Below are 16,859 nucleotides of genomic sequence, written 5' to 3' on the forward strand. Positions count from 1 at the left end.
ATTGACTGACACTTTGACTATCCGCGCCTTGCGGCCTGAAGACCGCGCTGAATGGTCCGACATGTGGCGCGACTATCTGGCGTTTTATGAAACAACGGTCGCAGATGAGATCTATGACAGCACCTTTGCACGATTGCTGGGCGATGATCCGCACGATTTCTCATGCTTTGTTGCGGAACAAAACGGGCGCCTTGTTGGTTTGACCCACTATCTTTTCCACCGCCACGCGTGGAAGGTTGAATCCGTGTGCTACTTGCAAGACCTGTTCGCCCGCCCCAAGGCGCGCGGCACAGGTGTCGGCCGCGCCCTGATTCAGGCGGTGTATGATGAGGCCGACCGACAGGGCGCGCCGTCAGTCTATTGGCTGACGCAGGATTTCAACCACACCGCCCGCAAACTTTATGATCGCATCGGCAAACAGACGCCCTTTATCCGGTATCAGCGCCCATGATGCGATGGGTGGCCCTTGTTGCAGGTGTGGCGCTGGCAGGCTGCGCAGCGGTTGAGACGACCGAAGTACCTACCCGCGTGCAGGCGATTGAAGAGACGTTGCCCCCGGCCAAGACTTTCACCCGCGCGTTCCCGATGCCACCGGGCCGGTCGAACGCCAATATCGCGGCGGATTTCGTATCGTTGCATTTCGCGTTGGAAGGGGGCGCGAAACTGCCGGTATTCACGCGGTTTGAAACGCCGATCACCGTGCGTCTGACCGGCTCACCTACGCCCTCGATGCAGCGCGACCTGACCCAATTGCTGACCCGCCTGCGCCGCGAGGCCGGAATCGACATTCAACAAATTTCGGACGGCACAGCCAACATCACCATCGAGGCCGTCAGTCAGGCAGAGATCCACGAAATTCTGCCACAAGCGGCCTGTTTCGTGGTGCCGAACTCTTCGAGCTTTGAAGAGTACCGCCGTAACCGGCGCAAACAGATAAGCAGCTGGAGCCGGCTGCGCAGCCGCGAACGTCTGGGCATCTTTATTCCATACGACGTCAGCCCGCAGGAAAAACGCGATTGCCTGCATGAAGAGATTGCGCAGTCACTAGGGCCGCTGAACGATCTGTATCATCTGCCGGATTCAGTGTTCAACGATGACAATATCCATACTGTCCTTACTGGGTTCGACATGCTGATCCTGCGCACGGCCTACGCGCCCGAACTGCGCAGCGGAATGACAAGCGAACAGGTTAAGGCCGCCCTACCCGGTATTCTGAGACGCCTGAACCCGCGTGGCGAGAACATACCAATGCAGCCGCTATCTGAAACGCCGCGTGAATGGATCAATGCGGTTCAAAAATCCCTGCGCCCGCAACTGAATACGCAACGGCGCCTGCGGGCCGCGCAAAAGGCCGCGCGGATCGGTCAGGAACAGGGCTGGACCGATCATCGCCGCGCCTATCCCTATTACCTGATGGGGCGGATGGGTCAGTTCGACAAACCGCAGGACGCGCTGCGCAATTATCAGACCGCTTTGCAATACTTGCGCGCAACCCCCGGCACCGAAATCCATCAGGCCTATATCACTACACAGACTGCCGCTTTCGCACTAGCACTAGGCAAAGGCCCCGAAGCCCTGCCCGAATTGGATAAGGCCATCGACGTGATGATGCGGGCCGAAAATGCCTCGCAACTGGCGACATTGTTGCTTCTGAAATCCGAAGCCCTCAATCAGGCGGGCCGGACGGCTGAGGCACGCTCTGTCAGGCTGGACAGTCTGGGATGGGCACGTTACGGGTTCGGCTCGGAAACGGTGGTCCGGTCGCTTAATCAGGAAGTTGCGGAAGGATCCCCCAACAACAGAGGCGGATAACGCATGGTCGTAATTCTGGGAATGGCGATATTGGGGGCAATCCTTGGGGCGATGACAGCGCGCAAGCGCAACGGCACCGGCGCCGACATGGCGCAATATGCAGCCGGGTATGGCATTGCCTTTGCATTGGTCGGTCTTGTTCTGTCCCTTATACTCATACGTTTTGTGGTCTGACCCATGTTCCTGCCCTTTTTCGAAAATCTCAGAAAAGCGGGCATTCCCGTATCCTTGCGCGAATACCTGACCTTTCTTGAGGGTATGAAAAAGGGTCTGGCCACATATGATGTCGAGGCGTTTTATTACCTCGCCCGCGTGTCGATGGTTAAAGATGAACGCAACATCGACAAGTTCGACCGCGCCTTTGCCGCCAGTTTTGAAGGGCTGGACGAGATCAGCTTTGAACAGGTTCTTGAAGCAGTCGACATTCCCGCCGATTGGCTGGCAAAGATGGCCGAAAAACACCTCTCGGAAGAAGAAAAAGCCGAAATCGAAGCCATGGGCGGATTCGACAAACTGATGGAGACGCTGCGCGAGCGGCTCAAGGATCAGAAAGGCCGCCATCAGGGTGGCAACAAATGGATCGGCACCGCTGGCACCTCTCCGTTCGGGGCCTATGGATATAATCCCGAAGGCGTACGCATCGGTCAGGACGAGAGCCGCCATCAGCGTGCGGTCAAGGTCTGGGACAAGCGTGAATTCAAAAACCTGGACGACACGGTTGAACTGGGCACGCGCAATATCAAGGTCGCCTTGAAACGCCTGCGTCGCTGGGCGCGTGAAGGAGCGGCGGAAGAGCTGGATCTGGACGGCACCATCCAAGCCACAGCCGAACATGGTTATCTGGATGTGAAAACCCGCCCCGAACGCCACAACGCTGTCAAAGTGCTGCTGTTTTTGGACGTCGGCGGCTCAATGGACCCGCATATCAAAGTGGTCGAAGAACTGTTCTCGGCCGCCCGGACCGAGTTCAAGCATCTGGAGTACTACTACTTTCACAATTGCCTGTACGAAGGCGTCTGGCGCGACAACCGCCGCCGTTGGGATCAGAAGACCCCCACGCATGAGGTGCTGCGCACCTATGGCTCGGACTACAAATGCATCTTTGTCGGCGATGCCTCGATGAGCCCCTACGAGATCGCCTATCCAGGCGGCGCCAACGAGCACTGGAACCAAGAGGCCGGGCAGGTCTGGCTGCAACGCGCCCGCGAGCAATGGCCGTCAAACCTGTGGATCAACCCGGTGCCCGAGAAATACTGGGAATACACCCACTCGATCGGCATGATTCAGGAAATTTTTGAGGATCGCATGGTGCCGATGACCCTAGCCGGACTGGAGCAGGGAATGAAGGAATTGACGCGTTAACTCAGGATCAACTGCTCGTGCGCGATTGACGCAGGTCGCGCAGGATTGCGTTTTCGGTGGGTTACTCCGGCAGAGGAAAACTTGGCCGCGTTGGCGGGACGGATTGGTCTTTGTTGGGCAAAATCCCGTAGAACAGGCCCGCCCAACCCATCACAGTTCCCAACACCAAAGCGGGAAACGCGATCAGAATGGACAGCGATTTACCCAACTGTGTTTCAAACCCCAATGGTCCAATGACAGCGATGGCCGCCACGCCAAAAACAAGCATAAGTGGGCCTGAACCCACAAAGACGATTAGTGCTTTTACAATGCCATCCGGATCAGCCAACCAATTCGGCGTTAGTTTTGAATTGGTCATTGCTACACTGAAACCGAGTGTAATCAGCGTGGCCAAAGCCATCGGTCCAATACTCATTCCCTGAGACCAACCGAAAGTCAGTGTCCAAGCAGCCATGAAACACAATAGAAGCCCGTATAATCCCATTGATCTTAGGCAAGCTCTGTACGCGCGAAAACAAAACTTCTTCATAATCAATTGAATCCTAGTGAATTTCTTACACCGTTTTCCCGCTATCCGGGAACTTCGACAAAAATTGGACGTCCGCTCTGTTTACTGCACAAATGTTTAAGGCTGGTTGCCTATTCCCCCACTCAGAGCCATATCTAGTGCATGCTTCGATTGACCCCGATCCTATTGGCGATTGCTTATGCCTTTGTGATGTACCGGATTTCCGTCTGGCGAACGCACCGAGAGCTGGATGCGAAATCGACCGAACTGGCTGATCCGGTGCTGAAACGCATGACTGACAGGCTGGCCGCCGCGCTCGAGATCGACCGGGTCCCGGTTTACATCTACGAGATCGACCCGGTGAACGGTCTGGCGGCTGCTGACGGGCGGATATTCATTACGCGCGGCTTTTATCGCAAGTTCCGTAACGGAGAGGTTTCGGCCGAGGAAATGGCCAGCGTTATTGCACATGAGCTGGGACATGTTGCGCTGGGGCATGCGCGGCGGCGGATGATCGATTTTTCCGGCCAGAACGCATTGCGGGCGGCTTTGATGATGCTGTTGAACCGGTTCATTCCCTTCATCGGCGCGTGGATTGCCAATATGCTGACCCACCTGCTGGCCTCGCGCCTGTCGCGCAGCGATGAATATGAGGCGGATGAATATGCCGCCGCTCTGCTGACCAAGGCCGGGATCGGGATTGGGCCGCAAAAGTCGCTGTTTCACAAGTTGGAAGACCTGACACAACAGCGCGCGGGTGTTACTCCGGCCTGGCTGATGAGCCATCCCAAAACGGATGAGCGGATTGCAGCGCTGGAAGCCCTTGAGCAGCGTTGGGGCGCGGGCGGTTAGCTTCGGGGCCAGCCCCACCGGGATATTATTAACCAGATGAAGTTGGATACGGCCTAATGGCTGAGCGCCTTGCCCAACCTTGGCAGACGGGCCTTTTTCATCAGCGCGCGCAAGGTCCATTGATCACCGGACAGCCGGTTGGCTTCGGCTAAAACACAGTCGGCGAGTTCCGCCATGCCGTCGGGGTCGTCCAGCAAGAACCCATATAGCAGGCCGTCAGGATCGCGGCGTTCAAGCCCTTCTTCCAACAGGATGTTTCTTGGGAAATCCTTGGCGTTCACGGTGACGATAACATCGGCCGAGGCCTCAACGGCGGTGGCGAGAACGTGAATATCGGCGCTATCGGGCAGCCAGAGGCGTTGTTCAAGCCCCGGATTGGCCGCGCGTTCGGCCTTAGGCCACTGCGCCTGCGTCAGGGCGATTTCGGCACGGGCCTGCGCCTCACCTTCCGGGCCCAGTTTGCGGGTGGCGCGGGCCCATTCCTCGAGGATACGAGGAGACCAGATCGGCGTGAAGTGACCCAATCTGGCAGCGCCCAACAGCATCTCTCGCATCACCGTGGGGTAGATGACGCAGGTATCCAGAACTGCCTTCACAGCCGGTAAAACACGGCTTTGAGATACCCGCTTTCAGCCAATTGCGGCAGTTGCGGGTGGTCGGGGCCGGCAAACCCCGTGTGGATCAGTTGTGCCTGCCGCCCTGCCCGACCAATCCCGCGCGAGGACGCGTCGCGGAACCTACCCAGATCGGCCGCGTGTGAACAAGAACAAAGCCCCAGATAGCCGCCCGGTTTTACCAAGGGTGCGGCCAGCCGTGCGATACGCTCATAAGCGCGCAGGCCCGCGTCCAGGGCTTGTTTCGACGGCGCAAAAGCGGGTGGATCACAGATGACCACGTCAAATTGCGCGCCTTCTTCGCCCAATTTGGTCAGCACCTCGAACGCATCGCCCTGACGGGTTTCAAATCGATCCGCGCATCCCGAAGCCTCGGCACCCTTCGTCGCCAAGTCCAGCGCCGCAGCCGAACCATCGACAGACAGGGCCTGCGCCGCGCCGCCAGCCAGCATCGCCAGACCAAAACCGCCCACATGGCTGAACACGTCCAGCACTTGCGCACCCGGCTGCACCAGCCGTGCAGCGAATGCATGGTTGGGGCGTTGGTCGTAAAACAGGCCGGTTTTCTGGCCTCCGGTAAGATCAGCCATATAGGTCGCGCCATTCATTGGCACCGGCAGCGGAGCGTCAGGCGCAGTTCCACGCAAGGTCTGGTTTTCATCATCCAGCCCTTCCAGTCCCCGAGTGCGGCCCGAGGCATTTTTCAGCACAGTTGTCACACCCGTCACAGCAACCAACGCGTCGGTCAGCGTTTCCAGATGCGCCTCGGCCCAGGCGGCGTTGGGTTGGATCACGCAGGCATCACCAAAGCGGTCGATGATCACGCCGGGAAAGCCATCCGCTTCGGCGTGGATCAGGCGGTAATAGGGGGCGTCAAACAGGCGTTCGCGCATGCCCAAAGCGCAGCGCAGGCGGGATTCGAACCATTCAGCATTCAGATCGGCATCAAGGTCGCGATCCAGTACGCGGCACATGATTTTCGACTCGGGGTTCACGGCGACCAACGCAATGGGCGCGCGTTTGTCATCCTCCAGCACGGCCAAAGCGCCAACCGGTATCTTGCGTGTACGCCGGTCGGTGACAATGTCGTTGGCATAGACCCACGGGAAGCCATGGCGCAGGCCGCGCGCGTTGGCTTTGGGTTTCAGGCGGATACGGGGGCGGTCGGTGGCTTGGGTCATGACGCCCTCATAGTGGTGAACGCGCCGGGGGAAAAGCCCTAGCGGGGACGAGAGCGCCAGCCGCCGCGCCTCTTGGGTGTCTGAGCCGATTGTAGCCCTTCGGCCAGCACCTGTGTCATGGGATGATCGGCCTCTTGCTCGGCATAGATAGCGTGTAGTGCGGTCAGGGCCTGTGTCTGATCGCGATCCGCTGGCAGGCTCAGCGCCCAGTCCAGAAAAATGCTGCGGCATTCGGGCAGCGTGATACCGTCGATGCGGTACGCCTCGCGGATCAGGCCCTTGTGATCGTTTGGATCGTCATTGCGCGGCATCCTGCCCCTCCTCAAGCACGCGACCGATAATTCCGGCGGCGGCGGTGTAGCTGTCTTGCAGTGCGCCTTGCAGGTGTTCGACCTGTTCGAAACCGGTGGCCCGACACAGGAAAGCCGCGCCGCCCTCGCCGATCTTGTCCGCCTCGATCCCCTTGCCCGACAACAGCCTGGTGGCGCATTGCACGGACCAGCATAGATCGTAGCACTCTTTGAGCGTTTGCGCCTGAGCGACGTCCAGCAAACCGGCAGCGACAGTACCGTCCAACCCGGAATACACGTCGCGCTGTGTGACACTGGACAACAGTGTTCCAGCTTGAGCCATTAACTCGATATCCATCATCCGCCCGGCACCGTTCTTGGCATCCCATATCCCCGCTGGGGCCTTGGCCGCTGCCAAACGCACGCGCATCTCGGCCACTTCGCGTAGCACTTTCTGACTGTCCTGTGGCTGAGACAGAAATTCAGTGCGAAAGGTTTCGATATCCTGCGCCAGCCCTGCGTCGCCTGCGACCACGCGGGCACGGGTCAGGGCCAAATGCTCCCACACCCAGGCTTCGTTGCGCTGGTAATTGGTGAAGCTGGCCCAGCTGGTCGCCACCGGCCCCTGATTGCCAGACGGGCGCAAGCGCATGTCGACCTCATAAAGCCGCCCCTGCGACATCGGAGCAGAGAGCGCCGTGATCAGCGCCTGTGTGAACCGGGCGTAATAGGTGCGCGTGGCCAGAGGGCGCGGACCGTCCGACATGTCCTGATCCAGCGGGTCATAGATCACGATCATGTCCAGATCGGATTGCGAGTTGATCCGCCCTGCCCCCAGCGATCCCATACCCAGTACAGTCGCCCCGCGCCCCGGCGCAGGTCCGTGCTTTTTGGCGAATTGTTCGGTCACGCAAGGTAGGATCGCGGCTATAACAGCACTGGCCAGTTCGGCATATTGCTGTCCGGCCTGCACACCGTCAATCAGACCGCGCAGGTGATGTACACCGATACGGAAATGCCATTCCTTGCACCAGCGACGTGCGAAATCCAGCTGCGTTTCATAGTCCGTTTCCTGCTGCAGCGCCTGCTCAAGATCAGACTGAAGTGCCGTTTGCCCTGGCCAGTCGCTGAAGAAACTGCCCCCAATCACCGCGTCAAACACGGCGGCGTTATGGGACAGATGCGCCGCCAATGCGTGCGAGGTGCCCACGATATCGACCAGCAGGTCGATCAGGTGGGGATTAGCCTCGAACAGGGAAAACAGCTGCACACCTGCTGGCAACCCTGCAAGAAAACCGTCCAGCGCCCGCAGTGCCTCGTCCGGTTTTGCAGTTTTCGACAGGCGCGAGAGCAGCTCGGGCTTGAGACGTTCAAAGATCCGCGCGCCGCGTTGCGAGCGTAGCGCTGGATAGGTGGTCCAGCGGGCCAGGACATTCTGGTCAAAATCGGCCTCACCGGCAGGTGCGGGCGTCGTAGATCCTGGGGCAAAGAACCCCTCGGTCAGCTCATGCACTTCGGTCAGACGGCGGGTCAGATCTGCGGTCAACTCGGCGCTTTCCATCCCCATCAGGCAGGCAACGCGTTCGATCCCATCCGGTGATTGGGGCACCTTATGGGTCTGAGCATCGTGAACCATCTGAATGCGATGTTCGACCTCGCGGTGGGAGCGGTAGTGGTCGGTCAGCTTTTCGGCCACGTCCTGCGGTATCCAGTCTTTTCCGGCCAATGCAGCCAGACCGGGCACCGTGCCGCGCACGCGCAGGTCAGGGTCGCGACCTCCCGCGATCAACTGGCGGGTCTGGGTGAAGAATTCGATCTCACGAATGCCACCCTGCCCTAGCTTCATATCGTGGCCGGGAATGGTCAGCGTGCCGCCGGTACCTTTGTTCTCACGAATGCGCAGGCGCATGTCATGGGCGTCCTGAATGGCGGCGAAATCCAGATGCCTGCGCCAGACAAAGGGGCGCAATGCATCAAGAAAGCGTTGCCCGGCGGCAATGTCACCGGCACATGGGCGCGCCTTGATATAAGCTGCCCTTTCCCAGGTGCGGCCAAGGCTTTCATAATACCGCTCGGCCGCCTCGGTCGCCAAACAGACCGGGGTCACCGCCGGATCGGGACGCAATCGCAGGTCAGTGCGGAACACATACCCATCAGCGGTCTTGTCGCTGAGCGTGGCGCAAAAATTGCGCGTGGCCCGCACCATCCCCTGACGCGCATCGAAGAAATCATCGGGGTCAAAGCGGGTCTCATCAAACAGAACGATCAGGTCGATATCCGAGCTATAGTTCAGCTCGTGCGCGCCCATCTTGCCCATGGCCAGAATGATCATCCCGGCAGCGGTTTCCACATCGTCTTCGGTCATCCCCGGCAGCTTGCCGCGCCGGATCAGTGCCGCGATCTCGGCCTTGGCGGCAACATCCGCAGCCAGCGCGCCGAAATCCGTCAGCGCAGCGGTCACTTTCTCTAACGGCCACGCGCCCGCCAGATCGGCCAGCGCGGTCAGCAAAGCCATGCGCCGCTTGGCTTGCCGCAAACCGGATTTCAACTGATCCGGTGGTAAGGCACGCGCTGCATCCATCACATCCGCAAAAGCCTGATCGGGCTCTTGCAAGGCCGACGGCAACCAATCGCGTTCGTGTTCGATCAATCCCTTTAGGTATGGACTCGAACCCGCCGTCCCTGCAATCAGCTCCCCTTGTTCAGGCGTGATACCAGATACCGCATTCAGCGCTTCATCACCCAGCGATGCATCAAACGCCCGCGGAACACGGTGGATGGTCAGCGGACCGGTCATTGCGCCTCCAATGGAGTGTCTTGACTGAAACTGTTGACCCAGACGTCATGGCGGCGCTCCCACAGGGAAGAGATCAGCATCGCCTCCCAAGCATCACTGTCCGGGCGTTGGTAATCGGCACGATAGGACAACAGGACAATATCAGCGTTCAGAACCCGCAGTTTTGTCTCGCTCAACTCGTACCGCGACATCGTTGGCGCATCAGCGAATTGCCCGACATGATCATCGCGGTTGGCGAACCCGGTGGGATAGACCCCCAGAAAATCCGCGCTCAGCAACGCCCGGTCGGCCGAGGCATTGCCTTCAACTAGTGCAGTCCAGACTTGCTTTTCCAGTTCCAGAATTTCGGCAAGTGACGGGGCGGTTTTTCGTTCTTCGACAGACATTTTTGCAAACTGCTTTGTTCTCTGGGTGACGTCAACCAAACTCGGCCCCGACCCATAATGTAAATCTTTTTCACATCGACCCCTTGCAACCAGACATCTGCTTCCCATCTTATCAATGTGAAAACGATTTACATCAACCCCGGAGACCCCAAATGACCGCACTGTCCGACCCCGCCGTCCCAGAAAATCCGGGATGGCTGCACCGCATCGAAACTTGGCTTGATGACAAAGGCAAAGGCGCCTGGATCGCCGTCATGGTCCTTGGTTTCATCTTCTTCTGGCCCGTTGGCCTGGCCCTGTTGGCCTACATGATCTGGAGCAAACGCATGTTCAGCAAATCCTGCAGCCGCCGCAAATCCTGGCACAGTCACATGAGCGCCATGAAACCCTCGGGCAACAGCGCGTTTGATGCCTATAAGGCGGACACTCTGGCGCGGCTTGAACGTGAACAGCAGGACTTCGAAGCCTTCCTGCGCCGCCTGCGTGACGCCAAGGACAAGGCTGAATTCGACCAGTTCATGGACGAACGCGCCCGCGAAAACCACGACGAGTCCGAAAACGGCGAGCGCGCCTGATCAAAGCTTGCCCTGTCCCGCCATCCGGGACAGGGTAATTTCCGAACAATATCCGGATATTACAACATGACCCACCTGCCCGACCCTGATACCCAGCCCGAGTTCTACCAGTCGGTAGCAACCAAACGCTTTGTCGCGTGGCTGTTTGATATCGCCTTCATTTCGCTGCTGTGCATCGTGCCGGTTTTCCTGACATTCGGCGCGGGGCTGTTGTTTCTGCCCTTGATCTATGGCGTCATCAGCTTTGTTTACCGCGTTGTTACCATCGCCAACGGATCGGCGACACTGGGCATGCGTTTCATGGGCATTGAATTGCGGGACGCATTCGGGTCCCGTCTGGATATGGGCAAAGCCGTGGCCCATACCGCCGGGTATTTCATCAGCATGGCGTTTTTCGTGGTTCAGATCATCTCGGTCATCATGATGCTGACCAGCGCACGTTGTCAGGGCCTGACGGATTCGTTCCTTGGCACGGTCATGATCAACCAGCGGGCTTAAATATCTGCCAATTGAATCACTTGGCGGCTCAGGGAACCGTTGTTATCATCCTGTGTCAGGAAACACGGAACCTTCATGCGACACACGCTGCCCATCGCGCCGCAATTTTATGTGACGGCCCCGCAACCCTGCCCTTACCTTGAGGGCAGGATGGAGCGTAAGTTGTTCACCGCCCTACAGGGCGAAGGTGCCGATCAGCTGAACAATTCCCTGTCGCAACAGGGGTTTCGCCGATCCCAGAATGTGCTTTACCGCCCATCCTGCACTGATTGCGCAGCCTGTCTGTCGGCCCGCATCGATGTGTCGGCTTTTCGCCCCAGCAAAAGCCAAAAGCGCACGGCCAAACGCAATGCCTACCTACAGCGCCGTGCAAACTCGCCTTGGGCAACTGATGAGCAATACGAGCTGTTCCGCCGCTATCTGGACACACGCCACGCCGATGGCGGTATGGCCGATATGGATGTGTTCGAATTCGCCGCAATGATCGAAGAAACTCCGATCCGCAGCCGCGTGGTGGAATATGCCGACCCCGAAAACGGAGAGCTGATCGCCGTCAGCCTGACTGACGTTTTGGATGACGGGCTTAGCATGGTTTATTCCTTCTATGACCCTGAACAGCCGCAAAGCTCTCTGGGAACGTACATGATCCTCGATCACATCGACATCGCTCGCGAGGCTGGCCTGCCCTACGTCTATCTGGGCTACTGGGTACCAGGCAGCCCCAAGATGGGGTACAAGGCGCGGTTTTCAGGGCTCGAAGCCTATATCCAAGGCAATTGGAAGCGTATTAACAATCCGTCTGAACTGGCGGACGGCAAGCACCACCCGCTATCCACCGCACCGATTGCCGAGCAGGTCGCCAGTATTCAACTGCCCGACCGCCACCCGACCAAGGGCTAAACTTCCATGCGCCAAACACTATACGCCGTCACCCTTGTGGTGCCGGATTACGATGCAGCTATTGCGTTCTACACCCAAAAAGTCAGCTTCGCTCTGACGCAAGACGTTGACCTGGGCGGTGGCAAACGCTGGGTGCTGGTGTCTCCTCCAGGATCAGATAGCGGGTCACTGTTGCTGGCGCAGGCAGACGGTCCAAACCAGATCGCCGCCGTGGGCAATCAGACTGGAGGCCGCGTTGGCTTCTTTCTGCAAACGGATGATTTCGAACGCGATCACGCCGAAATGTTGTCCAAAGGCGTCCATTTCGAAGAAGACCCCAGACAAGAACCCTACGGTTGGGTCGCCGTCTGGCGCGATCCGTTCGGAAATCGCTGGGACCTGATTCAGTTCACCTGATCTGCCTTCATCTGGCCAAAAAAATTTCTCGGGGTTGAATTGACCGCAGGCCAAGAAGGGGCTGGCCCATACAACAATCCAAAAAAGCAAAGGGGGCCAATTGGCCCCCTTTTCCGTTGGATCACAGTAACCAATCAATTCGGGATCAGATCCGGCACGATGGTCACAATCGACGGGAAGGACCACAGGATACCAATCCCCACCACCTGAATGATCACAAATGGTATGATCCCACGATAGATATGGCCCGTCGTCACCTCTTTCGGTGCAACCCCCCTCAGGTAGAACAACGCAAACCCGAACGGTGGCGTCAGGAACGAGGTCTGCAGGTTCACCGCCACCATGATCGTCACCCATTTCGGATCGAACGACCCGCCATAGATCACCGGGCCCACGATGGGGATCACGATGTAGATGATCTCGAGGAAATCCAACACAAAGCCCAAAATGAACAGCACCAACATCACGATCAGGAAGACCGTGAACTCGTTGTCAAAGCTGCGCAGGAACTGCTGAATGTAATGCTCGCCGCCAAACGAGATCACCACCAGGTTCAACAGCTGCGATCCGATCAGGATGGTAAAGACCATCGACGTTACCTTGGCCGTCTCGCGCACCACAGGGGTTAGAACCCCGCTTGAGAACAGAACCCAACAGGCAAAGATCAGACCGAACAGCGCATAGAGGTAAGCCGCGTAGGCAAAGATAAAGGCGATCCAGCTTTCGACCGAGACATCGCCTTGATTGATGCGCAGATCGAAATTTATGCCCATCAGCATGCAGATGATGACGGCGAAAGTTGACCAGATGATCACCTTCCCCGAGCGCCCCTGGTCCTGCAGCTTGCGATAAGCCGCCAGCATGATCGCCCCGCCCGCACCCAGCGCCGCCGCCGGTGTCGGGTTGGTAATTCCGCCAAGAATCGACCCCAGCACCGCGATGATCAGAACCAACGGTGGAAAGACCACACGGATCAGATCGTTGGTGGCACAGCGTTCAGCCGCGAACTTGCAGCCATAGATCGCCAGCGCAAAGGGTATCGCCATGATCACGAAGGCCACCCCTGACGAGGTCGTCGGCGCGATCAGCAGCACATCTACTAGCACCATCAACAACAGGCCGATGGATCCGATGATCAGTGGTTGTGTAGACTGCGACGGCGCAATGCCGCGGCCAAACAGCAAGGTCAGACCCAGCAGCACGACTATAACCGCGACACCAGTACCAATGGGTGCAGTAGCGGCAATCTTGGCCTCCTGCGCAGCGGCCAGCTCTTCTTCGGTCAGGCGCTGAGCCTGAGAAACACCGCCCGCCTCATCCAATGCTTGCTGCTCGGCCACGGCCTGATCCCAGGCGGATTGACCGTGCAGTTCGATCATCGAGACCTTGCATTCCTCAGATACGTTGGTTCGCAGCGAAGCGCCCTCGCCGATATCCGAAAAGGCCGAGACAGTGATGTTCTGGCTGCCGATCACACCCGTGCTGCCCAGCAGAACGGCACCCACAATCAGCGCGACGGGCGCGCCCAGCAGCCACGTCAGGCCTTCACCGCGCGTGATCGGTTCACCGCCACCGCCGCCCAGTTCCACGGCCGGGGCTTTTTCGGGGTTCATCAACGCATAGCCGAAGGCATAAAGCGCATACAGCAAGGCCAGCATGATCCCCGGCAGCAAGGCCGCCTGGAACAATGTGCCGACTGAGACCACCGCAGGCTCACCCAGATAGGTCAGCGCGTCGGTACACCCGGCCTCAACCGCGCGGGTTTCCTGTGCGGTCGAATACAAATCACCAGCCAACGTGCCTAGCAGAACGATCACGATAGAGGGCGGAATGATCTGCCCCAACGTCCCCGAGGCCGCGATCACACCGGTTGCCAGTTCAGGCGAGTAGTTGTTTCGCAACATGGTCGGCAGAGCCAGCAAACCCATGGTCACAACGGTCGCGCCCACAATCCCGGTCGAGGCCGCCAGAAACGCGCCCACAACCACGATCGACACGGCCAGACCACCCGGCAACGGGCCAAAAACACGCGCCATTGTGGTCAGCAGATCGTTGGCGATCTTTGAACGCTCCAACGTGATGCCCATCAGGACGAACATCAGCACGGCCAACAGGGTTTCGATGGATTGCCCGGCCAGAACACGTTCGTTGATACGGTTCACAATGAACGAGACGTTGCGGTCCAGCGCAGTTTCCCAGCCAGAGGGGAAGACCGGCTCGCCTATGGTTGGCAATTCCGGGTATCGGAAAACAGATATGGTGTCAGGTTTGACGCCCGAATTCACCAGATCCCGATAGGCCTGCGTGCCCGAGTCGATGGCCTGATGCACCAGCAACCCGGCACTGTCCAATGCCGCGATGATCCCGAATGAGATGATACCAGCCCCACCGATGGCAAAAGCCACCGGGAACCCGGAAAGGATGCCTCCGAAAAGGCAGAAAAATACGATTATGAGGCCTATCTCGACGCCATCAAGTCCGAATAGCATAGTCTTGGTCTCCGTCCTTAATGTACGCCTTCGAAGGCTTCTTCACCCTCGCCAAGGCTGTCTTTGTCGAGGTATTTTCCGGCACTGTCCGGTCCTTCCACGTATTCAAGATACGACCGGTACAGGAATGCTATTGCTTGCAGGAAGACCAGCCCGGCAAAGGCCACCAGCATGATCTTGAACAGGAAATACGCAGTGAAACCGTTGGGGCTGAAGCCGATGGTTTCGACATTCCAGCGCATCGCCTTCGATTTCAGCAGCAGCCGCTCCAGCGTGTCACTGGCCGAGGGTTTCGGCACGATCAGGTGCCGCCACATGAAGTACCAGCCATACATCCAGACCAGCACCGCCAGCGGCATCATGAAGAACACCGAGCCCAGCATGTCGATCACCTTTTTGGTGCCGAACCGTGCCGGGGCATAGAATAGATCAACCCGCACATGCCCGCCCTGCACAAAGGTGTACCCTACACAAAGAGACACCACCAAAGCGTTGTAAAACTTCAACATTTCAGCATACCAACTGATGTCGTATTGCAGCGGAATGCCAAAGGCGATCACGATGTCGGGGCGGGTGAAAATCCGCTGCATGATCACGATGATGATTTGCTGTAGCACCATCAGCAGACCAGCCCAGGCAAAGAAACGGCCCAGCGTGTTGGTGAACCCCTCAAGTCCGCGCACACACCCCCACATGAAGTTATTGCGGACCATGCCGATGATTGTGATAACCAGAAAAACTGCAAAAACGGCAAAGAAGAACTCAACCGATCCGCCATAGTAGACGAAGCGCATGACAGCTTCTTTATCGGACCAATCCAGCCAGAGGCTTGGATGGGTCAGTGCGTAGCCAATGTTGTAGAAGGCTTGGGCCAGATTTTGCAGAACCCAGACAATCCCGCCGCCAACTGCGGCAAGAGCGTCGGTCAAACCAACCGAGCTGCTGTCGTCCATGATGTCCCTCACTCAGCTGAATATCTGTGACTTTCACCTTAGCAGGGGTCGCAGGATTCAGAGAATTTGTATTGAAAAGAGGCCCCACTTTCGTGAGGCCTCTGAGATTTCCGGCGCCTACTTAGCCACCCAGAACGCGAACGCGCTGCTGGACGTAGTATCCATCCGACTTGTTGATCCACGAGGCCGACGTCGCCAGCGACTCTTCGAACGAACCGCGGATATTGGCAAACAACTCGTCATTCATGTTCTCGTCCATGACCTCGGCGGATGCCTGGCCGAACGCGTCCCAGACGTCGTCCGAGAATTGCAGCGTTTTAACGCCCTGCGATTGCAGACGCGCCAGTGCGGCACCGTTGTTGGCCAGCGTTTCAGCCAACTGATAGTGGGTTGTGGCCATCGACGCATAGCGCAGGATTGCCTGCTGTGCCGGTGTCAGGTCATTCCAGACATCCAGGTTGACCGATGCGGCCAGACCCGAGCCCGGCTCATGGAAACCCGCAGTGTAGTAGACCTTGGCAACTTCCTGGAAGCCGGCGCGTTCGTCCGCCATCGGGCCAACCCACTCCAGACCGTCCAGCGCACCCGAAGACAGCGCCTGATACAGTTCGCCGCCGGGGATGTTCTGAACCGAGGCGCCCAGTTTGCCCAGCACCTTGCCACCCAGACCAGGCATACGGAACTTCAGACCGTTGAAGTCTGCGGCCGAGTTAATCTCGTTACGGAACCAGCCACCGGACTGCGAGCCCGAGTTACCGGCCAGCAGGCCCTTGAGGTTAAAGATCTGACCCAGCTCGTCGTGCAGCTCTTCGCCGCCGCCATGGTAGTACCAGTTGGTCAGTTCCTGCGCGGTACCACCAAACGGCACAGCGGTGAAATAAGCGTAACCGGGGTGCTGACCGATAAAGTAGTAGTCGGCCGAGTGGTACATGTCAGCCTGGCCCGACGACACGGCGTCGAACACTTCCAGCGCGCCCACCAGTTCACCCGGGGCCTTCTTGTCGATGGTCAGCTGACCGTCGGACATCTCGCCGACCATCTGCTCCATATAGCTGGCTGCGTCATCCAGAACGGCAAAGCCACGCGGCCATGATGTCACCATCGTCAGGGTCCGCTTGCCCTGCGCATATGCCGGTGCTGCCAGCGCGGTAGCTGCGGCCGCGCTGCTGCCTAGTGCCGTGGTTTTCAAAAATGAACGACGATCCATATAGTCAGTCCTCCCAAAGTCATGGTCTGCCTCTTGGGG

The 16,859-nt window shown here is 58.3% G+C and carries 18 protein-coding genes; 9 read left to right on the top strand and 9 right to left on the bottom strand.

What is annotated here, in order from left to right:
* The first annotated feature begins 1 nt into the window (after position 1).
* Genes ACR0B8_RS06560 through ACR0B8_RS06575 form a run of 4 tightly spaced genes read left to right on the top strand, consistent with a single transcriptional unit; the run spans position 2 to position 3,174 of the window.
* Positions 2-451 carry a GNAT family N-acetyltransferase gene (locus ACR0B8_RS06560; RefSeq protein WP_367647774.1) on the top strand — a complete coding sequence of 150 codons (450 nt, stop codon included), beginning with the start codon at positions 2-4 and terminating at the stop codon, positions 449-451.
* Positions 451-1,812 (top strand): DUF2927 domain-containing protein, encoded by a 1,362-nt coding sequence (locus tag ACR0B8_RS06565; protein ID WP_226688800.1) that lies wholly within the window; start codon positions 451-453, stop codon positions 1,810-1,812. Before ACR0B8_RS06560 ends, ACR0B8_RS06565 begins: the two co-directional genes overlap by 1 nt.
* 3 nt (positions 1,813-1,815) lie before the next feature.
* Positions 1,816-1,986: a hypothetical protein gene (locus ACR0B8_RS06570; protein ID WP_170348993.1), complete on the top strand. Its 171-nt coding sequence runs from the start codon at positions 1,816-1,818 to the stop codon at positions 1,984-1,986.
* 3 nt (positions 1,987-1,989) lie between these two features.
* Positions 1,990-3,174, top strand: a complete 1,185-nt coding sequence (locus tag ACR0B8_RS06575) for a vWA domain-containing protein (protein WP_170358887.1) — start codon at positions 1,990-1,992, stop codon at positions 3,172-3,174.
* Between the two features lie 61 nt (positions 3,175-3,235).
* Here ACR0B8_RS06575 and ACR0B8_RS06580 read toward each other — a convergent pair whose 3' ends face one another.
* The gene (locus ACR0B8_RS06580; RefSeq protein WP_170358889.1) at positions 3,236-3,589 is read right to left on the bottom strand and encodes a hypothetical protein; all 354 of its coding nucleotides are present in this window, start codon (positions 3,587-3,589) and stop codon (positions 3,236-3,238) included.
* Positions 3,590-3,844: 255 nt separating this feature from the next.
* Between ACR0B8_RS06580 and ACR0B8_RS06585 the strand changes: the two genes are divergently transcribed.
* Positions 3,845-4,534, top strand: coding sequence for a M48 family metallopeptidase (locus ACR0B8_RS06585; protein WP_170358891.1), 690 nt, complete (start codon positions 3,845-3,847; stop codon positions 4,532-4,534).
* Positions 4,535-4,587: 53 nt separating this feature from the next.
* Here ACR0B8_RS06585 and ACR0B8_RS06590 read toward each other — a convergent pair whose 3' ends face one another.
* Genes ACR0B8_RS06590 through ACR0B8_RS06610 form a run of 5 tightly spaced genes read right to left on the bottom strand, consistent with a single transcriptional unit; the run spans position 4,588 to position 9,802 of the window.
* Positions 4,588-5,130 (bottom strand): RSP_2648 family PIN domain-containing protein, encoded by a 543-nt coding sequence (locus tag ACR0B8_RS06590; RefSeq protein WP_170358893.1) that lies wholly within the window; start codon positions 5,128-5,130, stop codon positions 4,588-4,590.
* A complete protein-coding gene (locus tag ACR0B8_RS06595; RefSeq protein WP_226688337.1) occupies positions 5,127-6,329 on the bottom strand; it encodes an RSP_2647 family RNA methyltransferase in 1,203 nt (400 codons plus the stop codon). The genes ACR0B8_RS06590 and ACR0B8_RS06595 overlap by 4 nt, the downstream gene beginning before the upstream one ends.
* Before the next feature lie 38 nt (positions 6,330-6,367).
* On the bottom strand, positions 6,368-6,640 hold the full coding sequence (locus tag ACR0B8_RS06600; RefSeq protein ID WP_170358897.1) for a hypothetical protein: 273 nt from the start codon (positions 6,638-6,640) through the stop codon (positions 6,368-6,370).
* Positions 6,627-9,416, bottom strand: coding sequence for a [protein-PII] uridylyltransferase family protein (locus tag ACR0B8_RS06605; protein WP_480658119.1), 2,790 nt, complete (start codon positions 9,414-9,416; stop codon positions 6,627-6,629). Before ACR0B8_RS06605 ends, ACR0B8_RS06600 begins: the two co-directional genes overlap by 14 nt.
* On the bottom strand, positions 9,413-9,802 hold the full coding sequence (locus ACR0B8_RS06610) for a nuclear transport factor 2 family protein (protein WP_170358901.1): 390 nt from the start codon (positions 9,800-9,802) through the stop codon (positions 9,413-9,415). Before ACR0B8_RS06610 ends, ACR0B8_RS06605 begins: the two co-directional genes overlap by 4 nt.
* Positions 9,803-9,954: 152 nt before the next feature.
* On the opposite strand from ACR0B8_RS06610, the gene ACR0B8_RS06615 reads away from it, so the two are divergent.
* The 4 genes from ACR0B8_RS06615 (at position 9,955) to ACR0B8_RS06630 (ending at position 12,171) form a co-directional block, all read left to right on the top strand.
* The gene (locus tag ACR0B8_RS06615) at positions 9,955-10,377 is read left to right on the top strand and encodes a DUF2852 domain-containing protein (protein ID WP_170358903.1); all 423 of its coding nucleotides are present in this window, start codon (positions 9,955-9,957) and stop codon (positions 10,375-10,377) included.
* 66 nt (positions 10,378-10,443) lie between these two features.
* Positions 10,444-10,875, top strand: a complete 432-nt coding sequence (locus ACR0B8_RS06620; protein ID WP_170349003.1) for an RDD family protein — start codon at positions 10,444-10,446, stop codon at positions 10,873-10,875.
* 75 nt (positions 10,876-10,950) lie between these two features.
* Positions 10,951-11,775 (top strand): arginyltransferase, encoded by an 825-nt coding sequence (locus tag ACR0B8_RS06625; RefSeq protein ID WP_170349004.1) that lies wholly within the window; start codon positions 10,951-10,953, stop codon positions 11,773-11,775.
* Between the two features lie 6 nt (positions 11,776-11,781).
* Positions 11,782-12,171 carry a VOC family protein gene (locus tag ACR0B8_RS06630; protein ID WP_226688335.1) on the top strand — a complete coding sequence of 130 codons (390 nt, stop codon included), beginning with the start codon at positions 11,782-11,784 and terminating at the stop codon, positions 12,169-12,171.
* A gap of 134 nt (positions 12,172-12,305) precedes the next feature.
* Here the strand turns inward: ACR0B8_RS06630 and ACR0B8_RS06635 are convergent, their stop codons facing one another.
* From ACR0B8_RS06635 to ACR0B8_RS06645, 3 genes are all read right to left on the bottom strand, one after another.
* The gene (locus ACR0B8_RS06635; protein WP_170358907.1) at positions 12,306-14,660 is read right to left on the bottom strand and encodes a TRAP transporter large permease subunit; all 2,355 of its coding nucleotides are present in this window, start codon (positions 14,658-14,660) and stop codon (positions 12,306-12,308) included.
* Positions 14,661-14,677: 17 nt separating this feature from the next.
* Positions 14,678-15,613 (bottom strand): TRAP transporter small permease subunit, encoded by a 936-nt coding sequence (locus ACR0B8_RS06640; protein ID WP_170358909.1) that lies wholly within the window; start codon positions 15,611-15,613, stop codon positions 14,678-14,680.
* Positions 15,614-15,734: 121 nt separating this feature from the next.
* Positions 15,735-16,820, bottom strand: coding sequence for a TRAP transporter substrate-binding protein (locus ACR0B8_RS06645; protein WP_170349008.1), 1,086 nt, complete (start codon positions 16,818-16,820; stop codon positions 15,735-15,737).
* Positions 16,821-16,859: the final 39 nt, after the last annotated feature.

This window comes from Ruegeria sp. BH6 (assembly GCF_056538105.1).